At 35.0% G+C, this 25,743-nt stretch carries 26 protein-coding genes and 1 other RNA gene; 15 read left to right on the top strand and 12 right to left on the bottom strand.

What is annotated here, in order from left to right:
- The first annotated feature begins 77 nt into the window (after positions 1-77).
- The 5 genes from AC5YC8_RS04715 to AC5YC8_RS04695 all read left to right on the top strand — a co-directional run bounded on the left by AC5YC8_RS04715 (position 78) and on the right by AC5YC8_RS04695 (position 3,234).
- Complete coding sequence (locus AC5YC8_RS04715; RefSeq protein ID WP_496163736.1) at positions 78-587, top strand: PadR family transcriptional regulator; 510 nt, start codon at positions 78-80, stop codon at positions 585-587.
- An 8-nt stretch (positions 588-595) separates the two neighbouring features.
- Entirely contained in the window at positions 596-898 is a 303-nt protein-coding gene (locus tag AC5YC8_RS04710; RefSeq protein WP_496163735.1) for a DUF3861 domain-containing protein, read from the top strand.
- A 20-nt stretch (positions 899-918) separates the two neighbouring features.
- Positions 919-1,170, top strand: coding sequence for a DUF2798 domain-containing protein (locus tag AC5YC8_RS04705; protein WP_496163734.1), 252 nt, complete (start codon positions 919-921; stop codon positions 1,168-1,170).
- A 397-nt stretch (positions 1,171-1,567) separates the two neighbouring features.
- Positions 1,568-2,560 (top strand): NAD(P)H-quinone oxidoreductase, encoded by a 993-nt coding sequence (locus tag AC5YC8_RS04700; RefSeq protein ID WP_496163733.1) that lies wholly within the window; start codon positions 1,568-1,570, stop codon positions 2,558-2,560.
- A gap of 170 nt (positions 2,561-2,730) precedes the next feature.
- Positions 2,731-3,234, top strand: coding sequence for a hypothetical protein (locus AC5YC8_RS04695; RefSeq protein ID WP_496163732.1), 504 nt, complete (start codon positions 2,731-2,733; stop codon positions 3,232-3,234).
- Between the two features lie 62 nt (positions 3,235-3,296).
- Here AC5YC8_RS04695 and AC5YC8_RS04690 read toward each other — a convergent pair whose 3' ends face one another.
- The 3 genes from AC5YC8_RS04690 to AC5YC8_RS04680 form a co-directional block, all read right to left on the bottom strand.
- Positions 3,297-4,637, bottom strand: a complete 1,341-nt coding sequence (locus AC5YC8_RS04690; protein WP_496163731.1) for a CitMHS family transporter — start codon at positions 4,635-4,637, stop codon at positions 3,297-3,299.
- A 332-nt stretch (positions 4,638-4,969) separates the two neighbouring features.
- Positions 4,970-6,292, bottom strand: coding sequence for a polyamine export protein PaeA (gene paeA / locus AC5YC8_RS04685; protein ID WP_496117161.1), 1,323 nt, complete (start codon positions 6,290-6,292; stop codon positions 4,970-4,972).
- 125 nt (positions 6,293-6,417) lie between these two features.
- Positions 6,418-7,407: a LysR family transcriptional regulator gene (locus AC5YC8_RS04680; protein WP_496117160.1), complete on the bottom strand. Its 990-nt coding sequence runs from the start codon at positions 7,405-7,407 to the stop codon at positions 6,418-6,420.
- A 631-nt stretch (positions 7,408-8,038) separates the two neighbouring features.
- Here AC5YC8_RS04680 and AC5YC8_RS04675 point away from each other — a divergent pair.
- Complete coding sequence (locus tag AC5YC8_RS04675; protein ID WP_496117158.1) at positions 8,039-9,640, top strand: isocitrate lyase; 1,602 nt, start codon at positions 8,039-8,041, stop codon at positions 9,638-9,640.
- A gap of 57 nt (positions 9,641-9,697) precedes the next feature.
- On the opposite strand, the gene AC5YC8_RS04670 is transcribed toward AC5YC8_RS04675, so the two are convergent.
- The gene (locus AC5YC8_RS04670; protein ID WP_496163730.1) at positions 9,698-10,186 is read right to left on the bottom strand and encodes a copper resistance protein NlpE; all 489 of its coding nucleotides are present in this window, start codon (positions 10,184-10,186) and stop codon (positions 9,698-9,700) included.
- A 329-nt stretch (positions 10,187-10,515) separates the two neighbouring features.
- Between AC5YC8_RS04670 and AC5YC8_RS04665 the strand changes: the two genes are divergently transcribed.
- Positions 10,516-11,100: a 1-acyl-sn-glycerol-3-phosphate acyltransferase gene (locus AC5YC8_RS04665; protein ID WP_496117155.1), complete on the top strand. Its 585-nt coding sequence runs from the start codon at positions 10,516-10,518 to the stop codon at positions 11,098-11,100.
- Between the two features lie 58 nt (positions 11,101-11,158).
- Here AC5YC8_RS04665 and AC5YC8_RS04660 read toward each other — a convergent pair whose 3' ends face one another.
- Complete coding sequence (locus tag AC5YC8_RS04660) at positions 11,159-11,491, bottom strand: hypothetical protein (RefSeq protein ID WP_496163910.1); 333 nt, start codon at positions 11,489-11,491, stop codon at positions 11,159-11,161.
- Positions 11,492-11,598: 107 nt separating this feature from the next.
- Positions 11,599-12,360 carry a 3-oxoacyl-ACP reductase gene (locus AC5YC8_RS04655; protein WP_496163729.1) on the bottom strand — a complete coding sequence of 254 codons (762 nt, stop codon included), beginning with the start codon at positions 12,358-12,360 and terminating at the stop codon, positions 11,599-11,601.
- A 468-nt stretch (positions 12,361-12,828) separates the two neighbouring features.
- Between AC5YC8_RS04655 and AC5YC8_RS04650 the strand changes: the two genes are divergently transcribed.
- Entirely contained in the window at positions 12,829-14,103 is a 1,275-nt protein-coding gene (locus AC5YC8_RS04650; RefSeq protein WP_496117149.1) for a Glu/Leu/Phe/Val family dehydrogenase, read from the top strand.
- 265 nt (positions 14,104-14,368) lie between these two features.
- Entirely contained in the window at positions 14,369-15,751 is a 1,383-nt protein-coding gene (locus AC5YC8_RS04645; RefSeq protein WP_496163728.1) for a methylenetetrahydrofolate reductase C-terminal domain-containing protein, read from the top strand.
- A gap of 53 nt (positions 15,752-15,804) precedes the next feature.
- On the opposite strand, the gene AC5YC8_RS04640 is transcribed toward AC5YC8_RS04645, so the two are convergent.
- Together AC5YC8_RS04640 and AC5YC8_RS04635 are read right to left on the bottom strand one after the other, a co-directional pair.
- Positions 15,805-17,037 carry an MFS transporter gene (locus AC5YC8_RS04640; protein ID WP_496117145.1) on the bottom strand — a complete coding sequence of 411 codons (1,233 nt, stop codon included), beginning with the start codon at positions 17,035-17,037 and terminating at the stop codon, positions 15,805-15,807.
- A 228-nt stretch (positions 17,038-17,265) separates the two neighbouring features.
- A complete protein-coding gene (locus AC5YC8_RS04635) occupies positions 17,266-17,931 on the bottom strand; it encodes an epoxyqueuosine reductase QueH (protein WP_496163727.1) in 666 nt (221 codons plus the stop codon).
- A gap of 228 nt (positions 17,932-18,159) precedes the next feature.
- Between AC5YC8_RS04635 and AC5YC8_RS04630 the strand changes: the two genes are divergently transcribed.
- The 4 genes from AC5YC8_RS04630 (at position 18,160) to AC5YC8_RS04615 (ending at position 21,454) form a co-directional block, all read left to right on the top strand.
- The gene (locus tag AC5YC8_RS04630; RefSeq protein ID WP_496163726.1) at positions 18,160-18,579 is read left to right on the top strand and encodes a GNAT family N-acetyltransferase; all 420 of its coding nucleotides are present in this window, start codon (positions 18,160-18,162) and stop codon (positions 18,577-18,579) included.
- A gap of 224 nt (positions 18,580-18,803) precedes the next feature.
- Positions 18,804-19,787 carry a putative oxygenase MesX gene (locus AC5YC8_RS04625; protein ID WP_496117139.1) on the top strand — a complete coding sequence of 328 codons (984 nt, stop codon included), beginning with the start codon at positions 18,804-18,806 and terminating at the stop codon, positions 19,785-19,787.
- A gap of 42 nt (positions 19,788-19,829) precedes the next feature.
- The gene (locus AC5YC8_RS04620; RefSeq protein WP_496163725.1) at positions 19,830-20,876 is read left to right on the top strand and encodes a methionine synthase; all 1,047 of its coding nucleotides are present in this window, start codon (positions 19,830-19,832) and stop codon (positions 20,874-20,876) included.
- Between the two features lie 83 nt (positions 20,877-20,959).
- Positions 20,960-21,454 (top strand): flavin reductase, encoded by a 495-nt coding sequence (locus AC5YC8_RS04615; RefSeq protein WP_496163724.1) that lies wholly within the window; start codon positions 20,960-20,962, stop codon positions 21,452-21,454.
- A 124-nt stretch (positions 21,455-21,578) separates the two neighbouring features.
- On the opposite strand, the gene AC5YC8_RS04610 is transcribed toward AC5YC8_RS04615, so the two are convergent.
- Positions 21,579-22,763 carry an MFS transporter gene (locus AC5YC8_RS04610; RefSeq protein ID WP_496163723.1) on the bottom strand — a complete coding sequence of 395 codons (1,185 nt, stop codon included), beginning with the start codon at positions 22,761-22,763 and terminating at the stop codon, positions 21,579-21,581.
- A gap of 122 nt (positions 22,764-22,885) precedes the next feature.
- Here AC5YC8_RS04610 and AC5YC8_RS04605 point away from each other — a divergent pair, with 122 nt between their 5' ends.
- Complete coding sequence (locus AC5YC8_RS04605; RefSeq protein WP_496163722.1) at positions 22,886-23,779, top strand: LysR family transcriptional regulator; 894 nt, start codon at positions 22,886-22,888, stop codon at positions 23,777-23,779.
- Positions 23,780-23,864: 85 nt separating this feature from the next.
- Here AC5YC8_RS04605 and ssrS read toward each other — a convergent pair.
- The 3 genes from ssrS to AC5YC8_RS04590 form a co-directional block, all read right to left on the bottom strand.
- Positions 23,865-24,046, bottom strand: a non-coding RNA gene (ssrS, locus tag AC5YC8_RS04600) — 6S RNA.
- A 96-nt stretch (positions 24,047-24,142) separates the two neighbouring features.
- Positions 24,143-24,430 carry a cell division protein ZapA gene (locus AC5YC8_RS04595; protein ID WP_496117130.1) on the bottom strand — a complete coding sequence of 96 codons (288 nt, stop codon included), beginning with the start codon at positions 24,428-24,430 and terminating at the stop codon, positions 24,143-24,145.
- Positions 24,431-24,982: a hypothetical protein gene (locus AC5YC8_RS04590; protein WP_496117128.1), complete on the bottom strand. Its 552-nt coding sequence runs from the start codon at positions 24,980-24,982 to the stop codon at positions 24,431-24,433. It lies immediately after the preceding gene.
- A gap of 64 nt (positions 24,983-25,046) precedes the next feature.
- On the opposite strand from AC5YC8_RS04590, the gene AC5YC8_RS04585 reads away from it, so the two are divergent.
- Positions 25,047-25,676, top strand: a complete 630-nt coding sequence (locus AC5YC8_RS04585) for a UPF0149 family protein (RefSeq protein ID WP_496117126.1) — start codon at positions 25,047-25,049, stop codon at positions 25,674-25,676.
- The last annotated feature ends 67 nt before the right edge of the window (positions 25,677-25,743 follow it).

The raw sequence follows: 25,743 nt of genomic DNA, 5'->3' as shown, positions 1-25,743 counted from the left end.
AATTCTAAAATTTATAATACATGCATTCTTTGGTGTGATAAGATATATCTTGATTAATTTTAAGATATATCTTTACTATGTCTAAATCAGAAATTATTGCAGATATTGATAGCACTTCAAAGCCAAGAAAGCGCTTGTTTGAAACAGGTGAAATGAAACTATTGGTACTTTATTTTATTTCACAGCAACCCAAATTCAGCTACGACATCATCAAAGACGTTGCAAACTTAGTCGGTGGAAACTACAAACCAAGCACAGGCACAATTTGCCCAACCATTAACTACTTAGAAGAACAAGGCTATACAGAAGTTCATTTAAGTGAAGATGATCGAAAGCAATATCACATCAACTCAAAAGGTATAGAACACCTACAAGCGCAAAAACCAAAAATAGAAAAAATACTGTTGCGTTTAAATACCCGAAACCAAATTCAAAATAATGAGCAATTCATTGCTATTAAAAATGCAATGGATCAAATAAAAGCATCATTAAAAACCAAAATTTTGCACACAGATTTGAATGCTAATCAAATAGCAAAAATAGCAAAAATTATTGAAAAATCAGCAAAAGATATTGCAGATTTATAGGAGGAACGATGAAACAGCACAAATATGAAATTACCGTAAAACACATTGAAGATGCACAAGGTAATCCATCTACCTATACAGAAGCATTGCAATTTACAGCCTATAACCATGACGATTTGTTTAAAGTTTTAGAACATATTCAAAAAGGTAATTTGCTAGAAGATGAAAAAGCCAAAGCATTTGCGCTAGGGCTAAAGCTATTTGGTGAAACGCTATTGGAAAATAAACAACATCCACTGTTTAAAGCATTTTTACCGCAATTTATTGAATTTATGCAAAGTATGAAGCAAACCATTAAGACTGCTGAATAAACCCACTGAATAGGTTAAATATGACAAATAATCTCCCAAAATTTCACCCCAAACACATGACATGGCTTATGCCATTAATACTTTCATGTATTATGAGTGGCGCAATTTCATGCTACAACATGATTCGAAACATTGGCTTGCCAGATAATTTTTTATCAATATGGATGCATGCTTGGGTCATGTCATGGTTATTGGCATTTCCACTCATTTTGGTGGTTTTACCTTTGGTTCGAAAGTTTTTATTTAATTTTATTGATAAAAGTAAGTTGTAAAATTTAAGCAACAAATGATCTATTCATGGTGGTTCATAATGGGGTTAAAACTATTCTGAACGTGATATACGAATGAAATATTTAATTGTTGGAAGTTGTATAGGCTTAGCTTCATGCGCCACCGTAGTACAGAAAGAACAAAATGTAGAAACACTAGAATGTATGCAATATAGGTCGATGATGACAGCACCCATGCCGCCAAATGAACATGAAAAAATGAAAGCTTCTTGTGAAAATTCACAAAAGATATCTCATTAATTTTAAAGTGCTGTGCAATGTTTAAATTGGTCAAAATAATAAGTGCTAGACCATAGTGAGAATAGACTTCATTTGAATATATATCTATGTTCAAATAGCGTTAGATGAACGAATGAAATAAGTGAATTAGGGAAAGAATATGTCTCAAGCAAGCATGCAACAAGTCATTATTACAGAACCAGGCGGTGTAGATAAACTTGCCTATGAAACTGTAGCAATTCCAACAGCTAAAGCAGATGAAGTACTTGTTAAAGTTCATGCTTTTGGTATTAATCGTCCTGATATTTTACAACGCCAAGGTTTATATCCAATGCCGAAAGGCGTTACACCTGTACCTGGGTTAGAAGTGGCTGGTGAAATTGTTGCCGTTGGTGCTGATGTCACTTTATTTAAAGTGGGTGATAAAGTTTGTGGTCTGACAAATGGTGGTGGTTATGCAGAATATTGTGTTGTACCTGAAAGCCAAACTTTAAACATTCCCGACAATATAAGTTATGTTCAAGCAACTGCCATTCCTGAAACCTTTTTTACAGTTTGGGCAAATGTATTCCAAATGGGTAAAGCCAAAGCAGGTGAGACTGTGCTTATTCATGGCGGTACAAGTGGTATTGGTACAACGGCACTTATGCTATGTAATGCCTTAGGTATGAAAACATTTGCAACTGTGGGTTCAGACGAAAAAGTAAAAGCACTTTCAGAAATCACTACAGCCATTAACTACAAAACTCAAGATTTTGAGCAAGTGATTAATGAAGCAAATAATGAGCATGGTGTTGATGTTATTTTAGATATTGTAGGTGCACCATATTTAGCACAAAATTTAAACCTTTTACGCCGTGATGGTCGTTTGGTTTATATTGCATTTTTAGGCGGTGCAAAAGCTAAAGATGTGAAGCTTGGGCAAATTATGATGAAGCGCTTGACCATTACAGGTTCAACAATGCGTGCACGTAATACCGAAGAAAAAGCTGAAATTGCTCAAGGTTTAAAGCAACATGTTGCACCACTTTGGGCAAAAGGTGAATGTTTACCTATGATTTATAAAACATTTAAGTTCGATCAAATTCAAGATGCACATGCATGTATGGATACTGGTGAGCATATTGGTAAAGTGGTTGTCGAAGTTCTATAAATTTTAGATTTCAAATTATTTTAATCTTCAATCAAAAAAACCACCGTATTTGCGGTGGTTTTTTATTGGTAAAATTAAATGAAAAGATGCGGTATAGGTTTGAAGATATATTTCCATGATGATTTATGCGAAAATACGACTTTATCTATTTATTAGTCCAAAGGCATTTCATGACTGACCAATCTCCTGAATCTTTAAGCGATATCGAAATTGTAGATATTTTACAATCCATGAAAAACGATGAGCTCAATACAGAAGCAAAAGAGATTATTCGTAATGGCGGTAAAGTAGGTCGTCAAGAAGCACATAAACAAGCGCTTGTAGCATTACATACAGCATTTGAAGAACGTTTTGTTGAAGCGGTAACTTTGGCTTTAGGTTTAAACGAAGGTCAGGCGAAAAAAATTCGTTATAAAAAAGACCGTATTCGTATTTTGAAAGTACGTGGAATTGACTATTTAGCAATTGATGGTGCGGAAACAGCACAAGTGTTGTCGCAAGTTGCTCAAGCTATTGTGCGTGAAGATGCAATTGTGACTCACGATTTGCACAATATTTTCCCATTTTGGAAAGAAGGCTGGCCAATGGTTCAGTTTGACAATGCTTATACAATTTTAGAAGATGATATTACAATTCACTATCAAGCAGTTTTAGATGCTTTGTTAAGTAAATAATTTTGCTGCGTTGAATAGCAATAAAAAAAGCACCTGAGGGTGCTTTTTTTATGTTCAATGTATTAACCAAGTGTTGAATATAGTGGGAATACACCAAATATAAGTGCAGCAGCAAGCATAACTAAACAAGTAATAATTGCCCATTTAATGGTGAACTTTTGATGTGCACCAAACTCAATTCCTGCTAAGCCAACAAGTAAGTAAGTAGATGGAACAAGAGGCGATAATAGGTGTACGGGTTGCCCTACAATAGAAGCACGAGCCATTTCTACAGGACTAATACCATAATGAATAGCTGCTTCTGAAAGAACAGGGAGTACGCCATAGTAAAACGCATCATTCGACATAAAGAAGGTTAATGGCATACTAATAATGGCAGTAATTGGAGCTAGGAATGGTCCCATGCTATCTGGAATAATTGAGACCAACTCTTTAGACATGGCATCGACCATACCTGTGCCTGCCAAAATACCAGTAAAAATACCTGCAGCAAAAATAATACCTACAACATTTAATGCACTACCTGCATGGTTAGCAATGAGAGCTTTTTGCATGTCGATGTCTTTATAGTTCACAACAAGTGCAATACTGAGTGCAATCATGAACAGAATAGACATTGGTAAAATGCCATAAATTAATGATGCCATTAGTGCAACAGTTAATAGAGTATTGAACCAACGTAAATGTGCACGGTTTGCTTCAGGGTTAGTTGAAATACGAATAGAGTCACCATGACTAACATCTAATTCCACAATACCTAAGCGTTTACGCTCCATACGACCATACATGAAGCCAACGAAATATAGCCAGAAAATTGAACAAATCATTGGCAGAATCATTGGAACAAAGACATCACTTGGGTCTACATGTAGTGCACTTGCTGCACGAGCAGTAGGGCCACCCCAAGGTGTTAAATTCATAATACCGCTGGCAAGCATCATTAAACATGCCATGATAAGTGGACTCATACCTAAGCGCTTATATAAAGGTAGCATGGCAGCGACACAGATCATGTAGGTGGTAGAACCATCACCATCTAAAGACACTATTAAGGTTAATGTAATGGTACCCATGACCACTTTTAATGGATCACCTTTTACAAGGCGTAAAATCCATTTTACAGAAGGGTCAAATAAACCTGTGTCAATCATGATTGCAAAATATAGAATCGCGAAAAGTAACATGACACCTGTTGGTGCAAGTTTTTTGACGCCTTCTAGCATCATTTCACCAATTTCATTGATTTGGATATTATCTAGTCCATCAACAAAAAAGCTTAGACCGTATGCAATTAGTGCAAATAAAACGGGAATTAATGTAAGGGCAACAAGTGGAGTTAGGCGTCTAGACATGATTAAGTACATGAAGCACATAATCATACTTAACCCAAGTATGGTTAGCATTATTTTCAATCCTTTGAATTATATTGTTGGTAAAAATTTTGTTATTTGTTCGTCATAAAGCATAAGTAAAATGGTGATTGGTTTTATATTTACTTTTTGTAATGTGATTTTTTTGGTATTTTTTGGTGTGTTGCTTATAGGGCAAAGAGTTGAGGGTCATTAAAAAGAAAAGATGGAGTAAATTAGAATATAAAGTGTGAGTAGGTGTAAATAAAAGTAATAGAATGTAATTTAAAAAGTGATATACAGTATTTATTGCTGAATTTAATTTTCAGAATGTATTTGCAAAGATAAAGTTTAAATTGTTTAATTCTGAAAAAAGAAGAATCAGATTAATCTGATTCTTCTAAAGTTGGCTCTGGATTTTCGTTTAAACGCGTTACCAATAGTTGGTCAATTTTAAAGTGATCTACATCTACAACTTCAAATTTGAAACCTGCATAAGATACAAAATCGGCAGGGCGAGGAATTTTTCGTAAGCTATACATCATAAAGCCAGCAAGCGTTTCATAGTTTTCATCATCTGGCATTTCATCGATTTCAAGTGCATGTTTAATGTCTTCAATGGGTGTGCTCCCATCAATTAACCATGAATTTTCATCACGTTTAATAATTTGCTGTTCGGCTTCAATAGGTGTAACCCAATCGCCCATTACGGTAATCATAATGTCGGAAAGTGTAATAACACCTACAACAAGCGCATATTCATTAATCACTACAGCAAACTTTTCTTTACTTGAGCGGAAACGGTCAAGTAATTCTGATAGCGTTAAAGTGTCTGGAATAGTGAGAACATTACGAATGGTATTTTCGTTCAGTTGTAATAAAGATTGATTATTGAGGATACGAACAAGAATATCTTTTGCATCTACATAACCAATCACATCATCAATGTTTTCACTACATACTAAAAATTTAGAATAGGGAAATTCAGCAAGTTTTTGACGAATACTTTCTTCAGATTCTTTTAATGTAAAGAAAACGACGTTTTCACGTGTAGTCATACTTGAAGGGACGTTACGCTCTTCAAGTTCAAATACGTTTTCAATGAAGTGATGTTCTTGTTTTTGTAATACGCCTGCTTGAGCACCTGCGTCCATTACTGCTGAAATATCATCAAAAGTAATGTTGTCATCACGTGTGGTATTCACTTTAAATAAGCGGAATAGCATATTGGCAATCATATTGATTAACCAAGCAAGGGGTTTGCAAACTTTAATAAAGATTTGAATTGGATCAATAACCGCAACAGCAATTTTTTCAGGTGCAATCATTGCTAAGCGTTTTGGCATTAAATCTGCAAATAAAATAAATAATGATGTCACTAAAGTGAAAGAAAGCGTAAAGCTGATACTTTCAGCCCAAGGGCCAGAATAGAAGCGAGTAACAAATTCTAAAATATAAGGACGAAATGCCCCTTCACCTAGAATACCACCAAGAATTGCGACAGCATTTAAACCAATTTGAGAGGCTGCAAAAAAATCGGCTGAGTTTGCTTGTAGATCAAGTACTCGTTGAGCACGAGAATCTCCAGCTTCAGCTAGAATTTTTAGTTTAACTTTTCGCGCACCAGCAAGTGCGATTTCAGTCAAGGCAAGAAAGCCAGCACCTGTAATAAGTATGACGATGATTACGATATTCTGAAAAAGGTTCACGAATCCACCTGTGGATCATCATTATTATGAATATTTTTAACATAATTTAACCTGAGCTCATATAAAAATATTAACTCAGGTTCATAAAGGATAATCTTAATAAATAAGAACTTATAAATAAAAAATTAATATGTAGAATTTTGAGTGTTATTTAATAAAAACTCACGATTCTCTTCTTCGATCATTTGGCGAGCAACATATAATATCAGCTGGCGTAACCAACGATGTGCAGGATGATGATGAAGTAAAGGACACCATGCCATTTTTAATTCAAATTCGGGAATATAAAAAGGAGGATCTTTAATTAATAAGTTTTGACTATTCGATTGTAAGCTTGCAATACGAGTAGGCAAAGTTGCAATTAAGTCTACATTTGAAGCTAAAAGAGCAGGCATTTGATAATGACGTGTAAATACTGAAATTTTACGCTTTTGACCAATACGCTCTAAGGCTTGATCAATCCAGCCTAAGCCAGCTTGTTTTTCAGGATTCACACCAAAGCCAACGCCCATACCTGTTTTAGACACCCAAATATGTTGTGCATCTAAATAGCTTTTTAAGTTTAGATTGGTTGCAGCAGGGTGCTTTTGATTTAATAAGCAAGAGAAGCTATCACGCCAAACTAAAACTTGATGGAAACTTTGAGGAATTTCATTAAATCTATTAATGGCTAAATCGACTTTGCCTTGTTCCATGTCACGATAAGACACATCACTTGGTGTTAAAAAGTCGAGCACGACATTGGGAGCTTCAGAACGTAAAGCTTTTACTAGGCGGGGAACTAGTGTTGCTTCGGCATAATCTGAAGTCATGATGCGAAAAACACGATTCGATGTATAAGGACGGAACTCCGTACGAGGTTCCAAAATCATCGATAAGTCAGACAAGGCATCACGAATACGTGGCTGAAGTTCTAACGCACGTTCGGTTGGCGTCATTCCTTCAGATGAGCGAATGAGTAGAGGATCGTTAAATAAATTGCGTAATCTACGTAAAATATTACTCATAGCAGGTTGAGTAACACCCAATTGTTCTGCAGCACGAGTTACATTTTTTTCGCGTAATAGTACATCAAGATAAATAAGAAGATTAAGATCTACCCGCTCTAGATTCATACAAGAAATACCGAAGATAAAATCAAGAAATTATTATGATTATGCCATAAGGAGCAAGGCTTGTGTAGAAAATATGATGGAAAAAACAACGGATTAATGATCTATAAATAGAGATTTGTATTTGTTTTATAGAATATTGAAGCCATATTTTTTAGATACATTTTATTGTAAAAAGGCAGAATCAAATAATAGAGAACGATTAAATATAAAAATTGAAGAAGTATTTATTTTGAAAATGAATGTCTTAAAACAAGAAATAATAATCAGCATCTAAAAATGGCATTTAATGCAAATTGTGTTGTCAAAAAAGTCAATTTTTCACATTTAATATAGAGGGCAGACTTAAGTCGAATAATTAAAAAATAGGCAATTTGTTTAAAATAAAGGCAATTGTGGAATAATAAATGTTTAATAAATACATATATTTATGTGTTTTTGGTGTGATTATATTTAGACTTTAATCTATGTATTTTTTAAATAAATAGCGAAGATTCTCGGATAATATTGGATTAATTTTTTCAGTCAATCTAATCTGTATTCATAGCAATAAAGCGATTGAAAAATAAACAGCTTAAAAGCGAGTTTAGATTTCAGTTGAAAAATCCTAAAATTATATACAGGGTAAAATATCATGACTACATATCAAACAGCGATTGATGCAATCCGCGAATTAAAAGCAAAATTCGGTAACACTTGGGCAGACATCTCTCCTGAAGATGCTGCGCGTATGCAATTACAAAACCGTTTTAAAACTGGTTTAGATATCGCGAAATACACAGCTGCAATTATGCGTCGTGATATGGCTGCTTATGATGCTGACTCTAGCAAATACACTCAATCATTAGGTTGCTGGCATGGTTTCATTGCACAACAAAAAATGATTGCGAACAAAAAATACTTCGGTACAACTGAACGCCGTTATATCTACCTTTCTGGCTGGATGGTTGCTGCACTTCGCTCTGAATTCGGTCCTTTACCAGACCAATCTATGCACGAAAAAACTTCAGTTCCTGCTCTAATCGAAGAAATCTACACATTCTTACGTCAAGCTGACGCTAAAGAATTAAACGATCTTTTCCGTTCGCTTAAAAAAGCGCAAGAAGCTGGTGATACTGCTAAAGCTGCTGAAATCACTGCACAAATCGATGGTTTCCAAACTCACGTTGTGCCAATTATTGCAGATATCGATGCTGGTTTCGGTAACGAAGAAGCAACTTACTTACTTGCTAAAAAAATGATCGAAGCGGGTGCTTGTGCACTTCAAATCGAAAACCAAGTATCTGACGCGAAACAATGTGGTCACCAAGCTGGTAAAGTAACTGTTCCACACGAAGACTTCATCGCTAAAATCCATGCATTACGTTATGCATTCTTAGAAATGGGTCTTGATGACGGTATTATCGTTGCACGTACTGACTCTGAAGGCGCTGATTTAACTCAAAAAATCCCAGTAGTTAAAGAGCCAGGTGACATTGCTTCTCAATACATCAGCTACTTAGACACAGTTGAAATTGACATTGCTGATGCTCAAGAAGACGAAATTCTTATCAAACGTAACGGTAAATTACATCGTCCTAAGCGTTTAGCTTCTGGCTTGTACCAATTCCGTGAAGGCACTCAAATTGACCGCGTTGTACTTGACTGTGTGTCTAGCTTACAAAACGGTGCTGACCTTCTTTGGATCGAAACTGCGACTCCAAACGTTGATGAAATTGCTCACATGGTAAACCGTGTTAAAGAAACAGTTCCAAATGCGAAACTTGTTTATAACAACTCTCCATCATTCAACTGGACGTTAAACTTCCGTCAACAAGCTTACGACCGTTGGGTTGCTGAAGGTAAAGACGTTTCTGCTTACGACCGTGCTAAATTAATGAGCGCTGAGTACGATGCAACTGAATTAGCTGCTGATGCTGATGAAAAAGTACGTACATTCCAAGCAGATGCTTCTCGTGAAGCGGGTGTGTTCCATCACTTGATCACACTTCCAACTTACCACACAGCTGCACTTTCTACTCATGAGCTTGCTCAAGGTTACTTCGGTACTGAAGGTATGTTGGCTTATGTTGCTGGTGTACAGCGTAAAGAAATCCGCGGTGGTATCGCTTGTGTTAAACACCAAGCAATGGCAGGTTCAGACATCGGTGATGATCACAAAGAAATCTTCTCTGGTGACAACGCACTTAAAGCACATGATGATGCTAAAAACACAATGAACCAATTTGGTGGTTAATCTACCCAAATGATTCTAAAAAAAACCCTGCTTATGCAGGGTTTTTTTAGGTAAAAATTAATCTTTTTTCAAAATATACAGGTCAGCCATAGGACCTGTAATTTTATTGCCATCTTCATCTAAGAATTGAACATAGTTTTCAGCAATGAAAACTTTTTTGTTTTCAGGCGCACCTAATACAATAATAGATGGATTTTTAGCATCAAAAGTAAAAGAACCTTTGGCTTTTGATTTTTGCTCGGTGTTTTTAAGACCTAAATATTCACGAGAAATTTCAAAGGTTTTATCTTTGTTTAATTCGAGTTTGGTTTTAATTCCATCGCAATCGGCACATGGAAGTGAGCCTTTATAGTCACCATCCCAGTCGAGTGAGATTTCAGCTGATTCGCTTACGGGTTCAGAACTTGCAGGAGCTGAGGCTTCAACAGATTGAACGACTGTAGTTTCACTTACTGCGGTTGTTTCAGTAGTCGTTTCAGTGTTTGGTTTGCTACAAGCCATAAGTGACATGCTGAGGATTGAAAGAACAAGGGCTGTTTTTTTCATATAACCACCTAATGTTGTGAAGATAAAAATTAAAGCGAATATGCTTTAGTTGCGTGAATATAGTGTGATGTTTTAACTTGGTGAAGAATCTATTTAGTGTTGTGTTTGAAAATAATTAATATTGGTGTATTTTTCCATTATATTCCATATCATTATGATTAAATTATGATGATATTCAATATATATTTTATATTCACTTTATTAAATTTAGTTTATAAAAACTGATAAGGATGTAGCGAAGATTGTTATAAATAATTACTTTTTATTAAATATTATTTTCTAATTAAACTGATACAATCTTCCAAATTTTTTACATCTGTATTTTATTTATGTTTGAGAAGTTAGCTGAAAGAAGTCTTCATACTTTGGGATGGAAAATTGATAACCATTGGCCTTTAGATTTAGATCAATGTGTCATGATTGCAGCACCACATACAAGTAATTGGGATGCACTTTATGCGCGATTAGCATTGAAAGCGTTGGGTGTGAATGTTCGTTTAACAATTAAAGACAGTTATATGAAACTTCCATTTGGTCCTTTTGTTCGAGCAATGGGTGGAATTGGAATTGATCGTCGTCCAAAAGAGGCAGGGCAAGAGCGCTTAAGTATGGTTCAGGTTATGACAGACCTCTTTAAGACGCATCCTAAACTTGTAATGTTAGTTACGCCTGAAGCAACTCGTGCTAAACAAGAAAAATGGAAAACAGGTTTTTATCATGTTGCTTTAAATGCCAATGTGCCAATTGCTTTGGCATATATGGATTATAAAAATAAGAAAACAGGCGTTGGTAAAATTGTCTATCCATCGGGTGATATGGATAAAGATATGAGAGAGATTATGGATTTTTATTCAAATATTCACGCTAAGTTTCCAGAAGATTTTAGTGTCGATCAGCGTTATATTTCTGAATAATAATGGATAGAAAAATACTTTGAGCAGGTTATATATTCGTATTAACTTGCTTGAAATATTATTCTTGCTCAATTATTTTTTTTGTTACACCGCCTAGGCTTTGGCAGGCTTCTTTATAAAGAATATATTGTTGTTCTACAACTTCATTTAATGAAATATTAAATAGCTTATCACCATGTTTGTAGCTCTCTATATAGGTTTGAGCTTTTTGTTTAGATGAATAAAGCGACTGTTCATAATAAGAATTTATTGAATTATGTGGAATTTGAGCACTTTCAATATTTGTGCATCGAAACTGTATTAAAAGAGATTCCGCATTTTTAATCTCTTTTGATGTTCCCATACAGCCTGTCAGAATAAAGGTGATACAGACAAAGCTCAAAAGTCGCATTTTTTGAATCATTAATGAAAGATAGGGTGAGTTTATTATATTTGTTTTTTCACCCTAAATTATTTGATATTTACTGTTTGTTTAAAAAATGAATGTAAATACAAATTTTATCCTTTCACTAATCCACCATCTACAATTAAGTTCTGACCTGTAATTGCACGTGAATAGGGTGATAAAAACATCATAATTGCAGAAGCAAATTCTTGAGGTGTAATCACTCTTTTTAAAGGTGTTGATGAAGCAATTAAGTCAAATACAAAGTCTGGTGTAGATTGACTTGCATCAGTTTTTTGTAATAACCCACCTGAAAGCATATTTACGTTAATACCATATTGACCTAAATCTTGTGCAGCGGTTCTTGTGAATGCAAGTAAAGCCGATTTTGCAACAGTATAATCATGATAGGGAACAACTGGGTTTTGCACGAGATTTGTCCCAATATTAATAATACGTCCAAAATTAGCTTGTTTCATATCGGTCAATGCCGCTTGAGTCGTATTTAATGCTGCAAGTACAGCACCATTAAATTGTAGCGTCATGAGATCTGCTGTGAGATCTTCTACTTGAGGTCGGAGATCGCCATTAAATTCAAAGTGAACTAAGGCATTATTTATAATAGACGTAATTGCTGTTCCAAAATGTGTTTTGGCAGCAGTGAATAAATTTTGAACTTGATCTTTTTGAGTAATATCTGCTTGATATATGAAAACTTGTTGAGGGTATTTTTCTGCTAAAAATTCTGCTTTGGTTTTGCTTGTATAATAGTTAACAACAACGCGGGCACCTTCAGCAATTAATGTTTCGGTAATTGCTAAACCTAGTCCACGGGCACCACCTGTAACCAGAACAATTTGCTCACTAATATGCATAGTAAATCTCAATCATTTAAATTGTGTTGCAAGATAGCAAGCATTTCTATGAATCTAAAGTAAAATTAATTGATTGATTGTTCATACTGTTAAATAAAAAACGAAGAAAATAGAGGGTGATTTATCAATTCTAATTAAAAAACGAAAGTAACAAATTGTTAAGATAATTGTTGAATTGTACTCAATTACTCAATATTTAGAAGCTTTTGTTATACTTCGCGCAACTGTAAGCGCAGTAGTTTTAAGTTAAAATTATTAAGTATTTTTAAATAGTTGTAACATTCAAGCTTTGACTTGAAAAAACAATTATCAAATTTTGCACAGTATATGATCGAGTTTTGTTACAATCAAAAAATTGCATACTCTGTTGCATAATTGAATACAAAAATAATTTTTGATTAAAACTAATGTTAAGAAATTTAAAGAGTGTCTAATAAGGAACTCAATAAATTCATAAAAGGAATATAAATGTCTAATCTCTCGTACGCAAATGCAGAACATGGTCCTTGGAAAACATTTTTAGAACAAGTTGATCGTGTTGCGCCATATTTAAGTGAAGATCTTGCAAAATATGTTGATACATTAAAGCGTCCTAAGCGTGCTTTAATTGTTGATGTACCAATTATTATGGATGATGGTTCTATCCGTCATTTCGAAGGTTACCGTGTTCAACATAACCTTTCACGTGGTCCTGGTAAAGGTGGTATTCGTTATCATCCAGACGTAGAAATTAATGAAGTTATGGCACTTTCAGCGTGGATGACCATTAAAACTGCTGTAGTAAACTTACCATTTGGTGGTGCTAAAGGTGGTATCCGTGTCGATCCACGTACATTATCTCCACGTGAATTAGAGCGTTTAACACGTCGTTATACAAGTGAAATTAGCCATATTATTGGACCTCAAAAAGATATTCCCGCTCCAGATGTAGGCACAAACCCAAATGTAATGGGTTGGATCATGGATACGTATTCATCTGGTCAAGGTCATACTGTAACGGGTGTTGTTACAGGTAAACCTGTTCACCTTGGTGGTTCACTGGGGCGTGTTAAAGCGACAGGTCGTGGTGTATTTATTACAGGTTACGAAATTGCGAAAAAAATTGGCTTAAACTTGGATGGTGCCAAGGTATCTGTTCAAGGTTTTGGTAACGTAGGTAGTGAAGCTGCTAACTTATTTAGCGAATACAAATCTAAAATCGTATGTATTCAAGATCATACGGGTACCATTTTTAATGCTGATGGTATTGATTTACCAAGCTTGCATGCTCACGTTGCTGCAACTCAAGGTGTATTAGGCTTTGAAGGTGCTAAGCAAATTGATAATGAAGATTTCTGGGATGTTGATGCAGATATCATTATTCCTGCTGCATTAGAAGGTCAAATTACGGTTGAACGTGCACAGCGTTTAAAAGCTAAAATGATTCTAGAAGGTGCAAATGGTCCAACTTATCCAGAAGCTGATGATATTTTAGTTAGCCGTAACATTGTTGTTGTGCCTGATGTAATTTGTAATGCTGGTGGTGTAACGGTAAGTTACTTCGAGTGGGTTCAAGACATGGCGAGCTTCTTCTGGAGCGAGGCTGAAATTAATGAACGTCTTGATAAGCTCATGATTCAAGCGGTTGCAGATGTTTGGAACTGTGCAGCGGATAACAAATGCACTATGCGTACAGCAGCTTATATCTTGGCGTGTGAGCGTATTTTACGTGCACGTAAAGAACGTGGTATTTACCCAGGTTAAAATTGATCTAGAAAAGCCTCCGTATTTGGGGGCTTTTTTTATGCTTGAATGAACATAATTTTTTGATATGAAAAGGAAACGTACTCTTTATGTTTATGAAAGAGGTTTAATATTTTTATTCATACTGTTGGTTTGGAATATGGATTGCTTCAATGTAAAGATTTTGTTTTTCAAATTGTTCATTTAGCATGTTTTAAGTGGTGCTTAAATTAAATTGATTTATAATTCCCAGTATATATATTTTGATAGTGATACTGCGTTTTTTATGTCACAACTTTCTTCCTATTTTCAGAAAAACCAATTTTGTGTACTTGTAGAATATCTCACCACATTAACAGAGACGTATCCAACTAAAACAATATTTTCAGGATATCCTATTGTTATGACATTGGCAGATCGAGTGCATTCAGATCATGATGTTTCGCCATTAGAAGCAAGCAAAAACTATTCAAATGAGATTGAAAAGGTCATTCATTTTTCGGGAAAAGATCGTGATATAAAAGACTTTGAATGCTTTTTACAACAGGTTAAAGAGAAAAATATTAAAAACCTATTATTGCTTTCAGGTGATAAGTTAAAAGAGCATAAAACGGGTGGAAATGGAACTGTTCGGAGTCGGTACTTAGAGTCTGTAAATGCAGTCATGGCTGCAAAAAAACAAAGTGGATTAAATATTGGTGTAGCTTTTAATCCATTTAAATATGCTGAAGCTGAGCGTGATGCACAATATTTAAAATTACATAAAAAATTAAAAGCAGGTGCAGATTATGTCATTACTCAACTTGGTTATGACATAACAGCTTTACAACAGGCACAAGCATTTTTAAAGCAACATCACTATTCACAAAAATTACTGGCTTGTGTCATGCCGCTTACTTTGGCACGTGCTAAGTTTATGATTAGAAATAAGGTTGCAGGCATTGTGATTAGTTCACATATGCTCAAAGTTTTAGAACGTGAAAAGCAAATAGGGCAGACGAATAATGCTTATATACGTTGTGCTTTACAAATTTTGATCTGTGAGCAATTAGGTTTGGCTGGTGTACATTTATCTGCATGTCATAAACCAGAAGAGCAAAAGTTATTAGAAAGCTATATAGATCAATATCGTTGTTTAGCATTAGAGGAACTTGAATTACTTTGGAATGAATTTTGGCAGATAAAATCAGGCGAAGAGTTTAAGCCTGAGGTGAAATATTTTTCTCGATCAGTAAGTGCTGCTGAAAAAATTAAATATCAACAATTACACTTAATGCATGCCGCCTTATTTGAATCTAAAGCTGGAAAAGGGCTTGGTAAGTTTGTATTTAATGCGCCATTTTGGGGGAGTAAAACAGCCACCAAAGTTTTAATGAAAACGGAACATCTTACAAAACATAGTGTGGTTGGGTGTGAAAGTTGCGGACAATGTCGTTTAGGTGAAACTTTATATATTTGTCCTGAAACTTGTCCAAAAGGATTAGCCAATGGACCTTGTGGAGGTACAAGTTTAGATTTATGTGAGTTTGGAGATCGTGAATGTATTCATTCGGTGAAAGCACGACTTGCTAAAGCAGTAGACCAAACTCAAATTCTAAAAGAAAAACTGATTCCAACGGTACCTCTTGATGTACGTGGAACCAGTTCTTGGAAAAATTGGTATGTTTAGTTTTTAGGTAAATTAAATAGATAGGATCACTTTATTTTGAATCTATCTATTATTTAAAATTCACCTTTTTCTGCGCGTGTCTGCATAATTTTTTTCAACATAGCACGAGGGAAAGTAAACCAAATCAAGATTAAAGCAAGGCTACATAAGCTGAATGCTAAGATATTGTACGTTTCATATAAGTGTCGAGAGACTTCAAGCACTGTGAAATAAGTAAACATCATCATCATAGACATTGCAGAAGCAACTGTTCCTTTAGATACATCAGAAGACATCATTGCTAGGCGGTATAAAACAGAAAAACAAATACCTTCACCAAAGCTCATTAATGTCATACCAATAATTAAAGTCCAAATGGTCAGTTGCGGAATAAATAAGCCAACTAAAATAATAAGTGCACCAATGAGCATAATAGGTAAACCGATAAGAACTGTTTGACCTAAACGATAGCGATCTACCACTTTCATTAAAATTACACTGCCTAGAATTAATGCACCTAGTACAGGAATTTGTGCAAGCCCATATTGAAAACCACTAAAGCCAAATTTTTCAACAAGCATAACGGGAGATAGTGCAATCCACATCATGATAGGTAATGAGGCTAAAGGTAAAGAAAGCGTCATAATTAGGAATTGTTTATTCTTATAAACTTTCTTAAAGTCACTCCAAATATGGCTTAAGGGTTGCTGTGTTAAATTGCTTTTTTGATCATTTGGCATCGCAATTTTAAGACCAAGCCATCCCAATAAAGATAGAATTGAAATGCCCACAAAGCCCCAATGCCAAGACACATGTTCAATTAAGAATGCGCCAATAATAGGACCAAGTAATGGTGCAAATAGCGTCATATTTCCCATAAGTGCCATAACTTTAATGGCGCTACGTTCTTCAAAATTTTCTTGAATAGCAGCATAACCAACGGCACTAATAACGGTTAAACCAATACCTTGTAAAAAGCGTAAACCTAAAAAGCTCTGAATATTTTGAGTTAATAAAATAAGTAAGCACATGACACTAAAGAAAAGTGCACCTGCAAGTAATACTTTTTTACGTCCAATGCGGTCAGATAAAGGACCCATGAGCCAAGCTAAACAACCGCCACCCAATAAATAATAAGACATGGATGAAGGAGCCCAACTGCTACTTACACCAAAATCGCGGGTAACGCCAAGCATTGCAGGCTGTACTAAGTCATTGCCAAGATAAACAGCAAATTCGAATAAAACTAAAGCAAAAGGGAATAACAAAGCAGTCCAAGTAAGTTTGGATATTTGAGGTTGAGACATTATTTTCTACGTAACTTATATGCCTTTTAACGAGATAACTAAAAGTATTCTCGTTAAAAAACAGAGGGAGATGAATTAAAATTGGAAAATATGAAATAGACAAAATGAGAAAAGAATCATTTAAAGATTATTTCATTCAAAAAAGTTCCAATAAGCTTAAAAGATAAGCTATATAAAGGGCGCGAATTCTAGCACAGAGAAACTATGATGAAAACCTTAGGATGTTTTCTATTCATCATCCATAGCATTTGAATAAAATTTAACGCCAAGTTTTATACGGTCACGCCCTTGGCTTTTGCGCCAGCGGTTGGTATCTCGAAGTGAATACACACAACCACAATATTCTTGCTGATAAAATTGTTCTTTTTTACTAATTTCAAGCATACGCACAGCACCACCATGTTTACGCCAGTTGTAATCCCAATAGGTAATACCATCATAATGTGAAGCAGAGCGATGACCACAATCATTAATCTGTTGCATATTCTTCCAACGAGAAATACCTAAAGAGCTACTTATTAAGCTAAAACCATTTTCAGCAGCATATAACGCAGTACGTTCAAAACGCATATCGAAGCACATAGTGCAGCGAATCCCTTTTTCGGGTTCATTTTCCATGCCTTTGGCACGATCAAACCAGTTGTCTGTGTCATAGTCGCAATCTATAAATGGAATATTATGCTTTTCTGCAAATCGAATATTTTCTTCTTTTCGAATTTCATATTCTTTAACAGGATGGATATTCGGATTATAAAAAAATATAGAAAAGTCGATACCAGATTCAATGAGTGTTTCCATGACCTCACCAGAGCAGGGGGCACAGCAAGAGTGAAGGAGTAACTTTTGATGACCTTGCGGGAGCATTAATTTTTGTCGTTCAAGTTTGTTAGACATAATTGATGTGAGGCTATTTAAATCTGAACGGTCTATTTTAGATATTTAAATTGTTAAAAATGAGGAAATAAGATAATTTCTTTTAATCTTGAGATGAAATAGATTCATGATGCAAGCAATATAAGGCGAAGCTGTTCAATATTTAAGTCATGATGATTCAGTTTAAAATCATCAGATATTTGTGTTTTAGGTTATATTGATATTAAGTTCTTAAAGTTTTAAAGATCTATGAATACCACTCAGAATAGTATTATTTATAAAGTAAATACGGAAATTACAGCAAAGGAATATATCGATTTATTAAATCAAACCTCATTGGGTGAAAGGCGTCCCGTTCATGATGTTGAGTGTATAAAAGGTATGTTGAAACACTCTAATTTAATAGTGTCTGCATGGGCTGAAAAGAGATTGGTTGGTATTTCAAGATCTGTTACAGATTTTCATTTTTGTTGCTATTTATCCGATTTGGCAGTTTCTGAAGAATTTCAAAAATATGGAATTGGTAAAAGATTGATTGAATTAACATCGGAGCAGTTAGAGCCAAACTGTAAAATTATTCTTTTAGCTGCACCTCAGGCAACAACGTATTACGCCAAAATTGGTTTTGATCAACATCCTAGTGCTTGGATTAAAACGATTACGAATTGATTGTGTTGAAAAAATCCATTTTTTATAAAGCTCTATTTTTATGAATGGAGCTTTTTTTGCATGATCCTGATTGATTCATAACATTAGAAGAATGTCTAAAAAATCACAACATGAATTAAATTCACTTTTTATTGAATTTATATCGTTTTACTCATCTTTTGATTCAGGCTTAAATAAGTGCATACAGAAATTTAGCTTTTTATAAAAATTTAGGGTGAATCTTCATGAGTCATAAATTTGAGTGTTCAATTAAACGTATTCGTTTTGATGAAAATTATGAGCCAGCAAACAATACACGTTTAACCACAAATTTTGCCAATTTGGCACGTGGTGAAAGTCGTCAGGAAAATTTACGCCGCACACTTGCAATGATTAATAACCGTTTCAATAGTTTAGCAACTGTCGATAATCCAAAGGGTGATCGTTATTCACTTGAAATTGATATTATTTCTGCGGAAATTGATATTGAAGGTAATGGTCAAACTTTTCCATTTATTGAAACGTTAAAAAGTACGATTACAGATCATCAAACCAATGAACGCATTGAAGGCATGATTGGTAATAGTTTCTCTTCTTATGTTCGTGATTATGATTTCAGTGTGGTATTGCCATCATTGGGTTGTAAATTTAATGAAAAGCCTGAAGATTTTGGTGATTTACACGGCAAGCTATATCAACATCTTGTGAATTCAGAAGTCTTTAAAGCTGAGTTTAGCAAACAACCTGTAATTTGCCTGAGTGTTTCAACAACCAAAACGTATTATCGCACTGCGAATGTGCATCCTATTTTAGGTGTGGAATATACCAATGACGACTATTCACGCACAGATGACTACTTTGCAAAAATGGGCTTAAAAGTTCGTTATTTCAAACCTGAAAATGGTAATGCACCTTTAGCTTTTTATTTTGCAGGTGATCTATTAAGAGATTACACAGATTTTGAATTAATTAGTGCAATTAGTACGATGGAAAGCTTCCAAAGAATTTATCGTCCTGAAATTTACAATACGAATTCACCAGCAGGTGTGGTGTATCAGCCAAGCCTCAGTTATGGAGATTATTCTTTAACGCGTGTTGTTTATGATCGTGTTGAACGTGGTCAATTGGCTGTAAAACAGGGCAAATGGACAGAAGAAAACTTCATAAACCCATATAAAGACATTCTAAATGAATGGGCTGCAAACTTTACAGTAGACAACGCTGCTTAATACATCACGAATATTCACGGATTTAAAGAAAGAAGATTAGACATGGCACTTGTACAACCCCAAATTTTACTTCCAACATCAACAGCAGGTAGTTTGCCAAAGCCTTCATGGCTTGCTGAACCTGAAAAACTTTGGTCTCCTTGGAAGCTAGACGGAGAACAACTACTTGAAGCAAAGCAAGATGCGCTACGTTTATCTTTGCAAGAACAAGTACATGCAGGCATTAACATTGTGAGTGATGGCGAACAAACTCGTCAGCATTTTGTAACGACATTCATTGAACATCTAGAAGGTGTAGATTTTGAAAATCGTGAAACAGTCCGAATTCGAAATCGTTATGATGCAAGCGTTCCGAGCGTGATCGGGGCAGTATCTCGTAAAAAACCTGTATTTGTTGATGATGCTAAATTTTTGCGTAGTCAAACCAATCAGCCAATTAAATGGGCGCTCCCAGGTCCAATGACCATGATTGATACGCTATACGATGGTCATTACAAAAGCCGTGAAAAACTGGCTTGGGAATTTGCTAAAATTTTAAATCAAGAAGCACTGGAGTTAGAAGCAGCAGGTGTAGATATTATTCAGTTCGATGAACCTGCATTTAATGTGTTTTTTGATGAAGTTAATGATTGGGGTGTTGCGACTTTAGAACGTGCGCTTGAAGGTTTAAAATGCGAAACTGCAGTTCATATTTGTTATGGTTATGGTATTAAAGCCAATACAGATTGGAAAAAGACCTTAGGCTCAGAATGGCGTCAATATGAAGAAGCCTTTCCTAAGCTTCAGAAATCGAAAATTGATATCGTTTCTTTAGAATGTCAGAATTCACATGTACCCATGGAGTTAATTGAATTAATTCGTGGTAAGAAAGTGATGGTTGGTGCTATTGATGTAGCTACAAATCAAATTGAAACAGCAGAAGAAGTTGCAAATACTTTACGTAAAGCACTTCAATTTGTAGATGCAGATAAGCTTTATCCATCTACAAACTGTGGTATGGCTCCTTTATCTCGTGATGTTGCACGTGGCAAGTTGAATGCTTTAAGTGCGGGTGCAGAAATTATTCGTAAAGAATTATCGGCACAGTAACCATTGGTTTAGGTATGAATAAAGGGGGATGTTGTCTCCCTTTATATGAATGAAAATCGAAAGCTCGATTTAGGATTAAAGAGATGATTGAAGCAACAGACTATAGAAATGCAATGTCTTTGTTAACAACAGCAGTAAATGTAATCACAACAGAGGGTGCATCAGGTCTTCATGGATTTACTGCTTCTGCTGTATGCAGTGTGACAGACACACCACCGACATTATTAGTTTGTATGAATCAAGCTTCTCGTTCACATTCACATTTTGTTGAAAATAAAAGATTAAGCGTCAATGTATTGGGTGCACAGCATGAAAAAATTTCAAGTGCATTTGCATCAAGTAAATTGAATTCAGAGGAGCGCTTTAAATTAGGGGCTTGGACAACATTAGAAACGGGTTCACCTATTTTAGAAGATGCCTTGGTGAGTTTTGACTGTGAGATTGATCAGATTCAAGAAGTAGGCACACATAGTGTGTTCATGTGCCGTGTTGTTGCTATTAAAAAGAGTCAACAGAATGAAAGTTTAGTTTATTTTGATCGTGCTTATCATCATGTAGGTCAAGTCGAAGTGGTTTAAATTACTCTTTGTAAGTTGTATTTATTGTATTAGATAGTCTAAAGCTCACAAATTGTGAGCTTTTTTATATGCTTTAAGCCGTGATCTATAAGAGGAATATTATATAAAGTCGATAGGAAAAATTTTAAGAATATTTTATTTTTCTCATTAATAAGGCTGAGAATATTATATTTAACATAGCAAGCATCACAGTAATAGTTAATAACCAAGTTACGTGATATTTATCCATAATATATCCTGCAATAAAAGGCGTAAATGCTTGCGCTAACACAGATGGGGCTGCTAGTTTCCCCATGAGTAAAGGGTATTGATCTTTAGGTACTAAAACGAGGGGCAGGGTTCCACGAATAATTGATCTTAATCCATTACCTGCGCCATAAATCATAATACCAATCGCTGCATATTTTGAATCAATAGTTAAAAGCAGAAGTCCAAGGCTTACTAAACATACCGATACTAGTAATGAATGAATAGGATGATTTACTTTCATCATAATATCAAAAATTCTAGAGACAATTTGACTTGGTCCAAGTAGTGCACAGACAGCAATAGCTGCAACTAAAGTCATTCCTATTTCTTGTAAAATATCAATTAATTGAATGGACACAATGGTCATAATAATTGAGGAAAACATAAAAATTGTGGACATTAAATAATAGACTTTAGGGTTTAAACTAAGCTTATTTTTTATTGGTTTTTTAGTATTTTGTAGAGCAGATATTGGTGTGGTTGGTAAACAGAAGTAATAGATGGGAGCAATAAAAATAAAGAGTAAAACAGCCCAAACAAGTAGAGCATCTCGCCATCCAATTAAAGAGATCAAATAGACCTGAAGTGGCCAAACAATGGTGGTACAAAAACCTGAAATTAAAGTCAGTGCGACAATAAGTTTTTTTGCATTAAGTCCAAAATAGTGACCAAATACAGCAAATAAGGTGTCATATAAGCCTAACGCCATTCCTACACCAATGATTATCCATGCAGAATAAAAGCTCCAAAGTGTTGAGCTATATGCCAAAGTTACTAGGCCTATAGCTATGGCAAAGCCACTAAAAGCTAAAATGTTTTTGGCTTGAAAATATCTAAATAAATGACCTAAGTAAGTTAAAACGAGAGCGGAAACTAATAATCCTGTAGATAAACCCCCATAAATGATTTCTCGTCCCCATCCCATTTCTTGCATGATGGGCCGAGAAAAAACAGCTAAAAGAAAAAAGGAGCCACCCCAGATAAAAATTTGAGCAAGACCAATAAAAAAAATAGAGTATAAGGAAATTGGGAAGATTGTTTTTTCCTGTAGCTGAAGCATAAATCTTTGTAACATTGGAGCTTTTTAAATAACCTACAACTCGATGGTCTATTCGCACAGGTTACCAATGATATTTGTATATGTATAATATATGAGATACACATTAAGCATATATTAAAGATATGGATATCCGTCATCTACGTTATTTTAAAGCAGTTGCTGAAGAAAAAAGTTTTACTAAGGCTGCGAAAAAGCTAGGTATTAATCAGCCTCCGCTGAGTATGCAAATTAAAAATTTAGAACAAGAAATAGGGATAGAATTATTTTATAGAAGTATTCATGGTGCAGAATTAACGGAAGCAGGGCACACATTTTTAAAAGAAATTTTACCTATTGAGCAATTATTACAACAGGCTATACAGCAGACAAAACTTACAGGAAGTGGAAATATTGGAGAGCTACGACTTGGCTATACAGGAACGTGTATTTTAAATTCTCTTATTCCACAAGCCATTTATTTGTTTCAAGAACAATATCCGCATGTATCTTTAAGTTTAAAAGAAGCAAATAGCCTATTATTATTTGAAAGTTTACTTAAAAATGAAATTGATTTAGCAATTGTACGTATTCCTGAAAAGCCTACAGCTAATTTAGTGATTCAGCATTTACTTGATGAAAATTTGGTGGCAGTTTTACCTGAAGATTATCCATGTGCTGAGGATACAATTGAGTTAAGTACGTTAAAAAATGAAATATTTATAACATCACCCGATCAAATTAGTCCGGGTTTACATGATTCTATTTTACGAGCGTGTCATTTGAGTGGTTTTACCCCTAATTTGAAATACAATGCACCTCAAATTGTTTCCATTTTATCTTTAATTGCCGCGGGTTTAGGGGTTTCTTTGGTTCCATCATCTACACAACAACTTAAAATAAATGGAATTAAATATCGATATTTAAAAGATAATCGTACCAGTACAAGTATTGGCTTAGCACATACCAAAGATTATCACAGTCAAACAGCAATTAATTTTTCAAGTTTATTGCATTCTTTAATGCATGTTTCAATGTGATTGAGTAGAAAGTTGAAATAGATAAAGAGAGATTGGGCTAAAAGTTTAAGAGGTTCTTTTAAATTGCGAAATAATAATTATTGAATAAGGCTCCGAAAATGCCGCTGCATGTCGTTACCCTGAACCCGATGAGTTCAAGGTGGACACGACGCATACTTGCTGGGTTTCCTGTACGAAGACAGGCATACACTCTAAATATGCAGAACGCATCCGGAGATATAAGTATCGGCAGGGATATAGACTTACTGGCGAACATCTCAGAGTAAGTTCATTATAACGAATAAAGCCCGTTGGTTAAACTAAACGGGCTTTATTGATGTAAACATACGTTTCAATTGCATAGTCTTTATGCAACATTTCATATTATTCAGAAAATTCTTTCACATCTTCTAAAATAGTAGAAAGTAAGCGTTCGCAATGTTCATATTCTTGAATGGTTTTATTCATTGCCAATACTTCTTGCATGAGTTCCAAGGCAACCATGATGGTGAGTTTACTTGGTTCCATACGTGGAGCTTTACGACGAAAATCATTGTATTTTTCATTCAGTAAATCTGCTGCACGTTCTAACTCTCCTTGTTTATCAACTGTAGTTGCTAAACGAAAGCTATGACCTAAAACTTTAAGATCTATAGGTATTTGTTCGCTCATTTATGCTTCCTCACTTGCATCGGATGGATGGGCAAGTTGCTGAATCTCTTGTGCGTGTTGATCTTGCGCTGTACCTAAAATAGAAAGACGTTGAATAATCGCTTCTACTTTTGCTTTTGCATGCTCATTTTTTTGTAATAAACGATCACGCTCATTTTTCAAAGCTTGAATTTCTTGGTGTGAATGACGTTGCTCATTTTGCAATTTCTCTTTCACAACACGTAATTCATTGCGCTCAGCAAGAATTTCTTGAAAACGATTTTTTAAATCTGTACAGCTTTTTTCTAAACGGCTATAACGATCTGCAAGCGTTGTTGCATCATCATTGAGTTGTTTTAATTGTGTTTGAGACGAGTTTAGTTGATGAGTCAGGTTTTTAACCTCTTCTTCTTTACTCTCTAAAGCCCCATTCTTTTGCTCAATTTGAGCATTATGCTGTTGATTTGAAAGTAGCTGAGCATTAGATAAAGCCTGATTCTCAGATTCAAATTCAGCGAGTCGTGTTTTAAGAACACGAACATGCGTTTGTAGACGCTGTAATTCTTCTAACATATCGTAGTCGCACAGTATTGCAAACAAAGGTAATATATAAGAAGTATAGAGATTGGATAAACGAATGCAAGACGATATTTCAGGTTGGTCAGATTGGGACCTTAATTTTAAGGGTATTGAAGAGATTTCTAGCCCAAGTGAATTACATGGTTTATTGACAGGAATTGTGTGTATTACACAGGCACCGACACGTGAAGAGTGGACTAAAATTCTTGAAACTTTAGAAGTTCCAGAGCTTAGTCCAGAGGCTTTAGAAGTTCTTGAAACGGAAGGTGAAGATGTAGCACATGCTTTATCTGAAGATGAACTCGACTATTTACCTATGTTACCGGATGATGAACACGCATTATCTGAGCGTGTACAAGCCTTAGCAGATTGGTGTGCAGGCGTTGTATTAGGTTTTGGCTTAGCATCTGGACATATTCGTGCAGATGAGCAAGAACTTATTGAAAACCTTCAAGATGTTGCTGCTGTTGAGTTTGAAGATTCAGATGATGACGATGAAGGTGAAGAAAGCTATCAAGAGTTATATGAGTTTGTGCGTTTAATTCCTGTTAGTTTAGCAATGGGTCGTAAAAAAGTAGCCATTGAAGAAACACCATTGTTACAACATTTTCCAACTAAAAATGGACAGACAAAAACATTAGATGCTACGAACGTAGTGGAAATGTTTACGCCAAATCGTCCAAGTTAATTCAACATGTTTTAAGGTATTTTGTTGCATGATTTTTCATATTTTTACCACAAATTTAAATGTGAAT

The sequence above is a fragment of the Acinetobacter sp. FY731 genome, from assembly GCF_059515905.1.
Note: the sequence above shows the minus strand (reverse complement) of the source record. Positions and strands in the feature narration are given on the sequence as shown.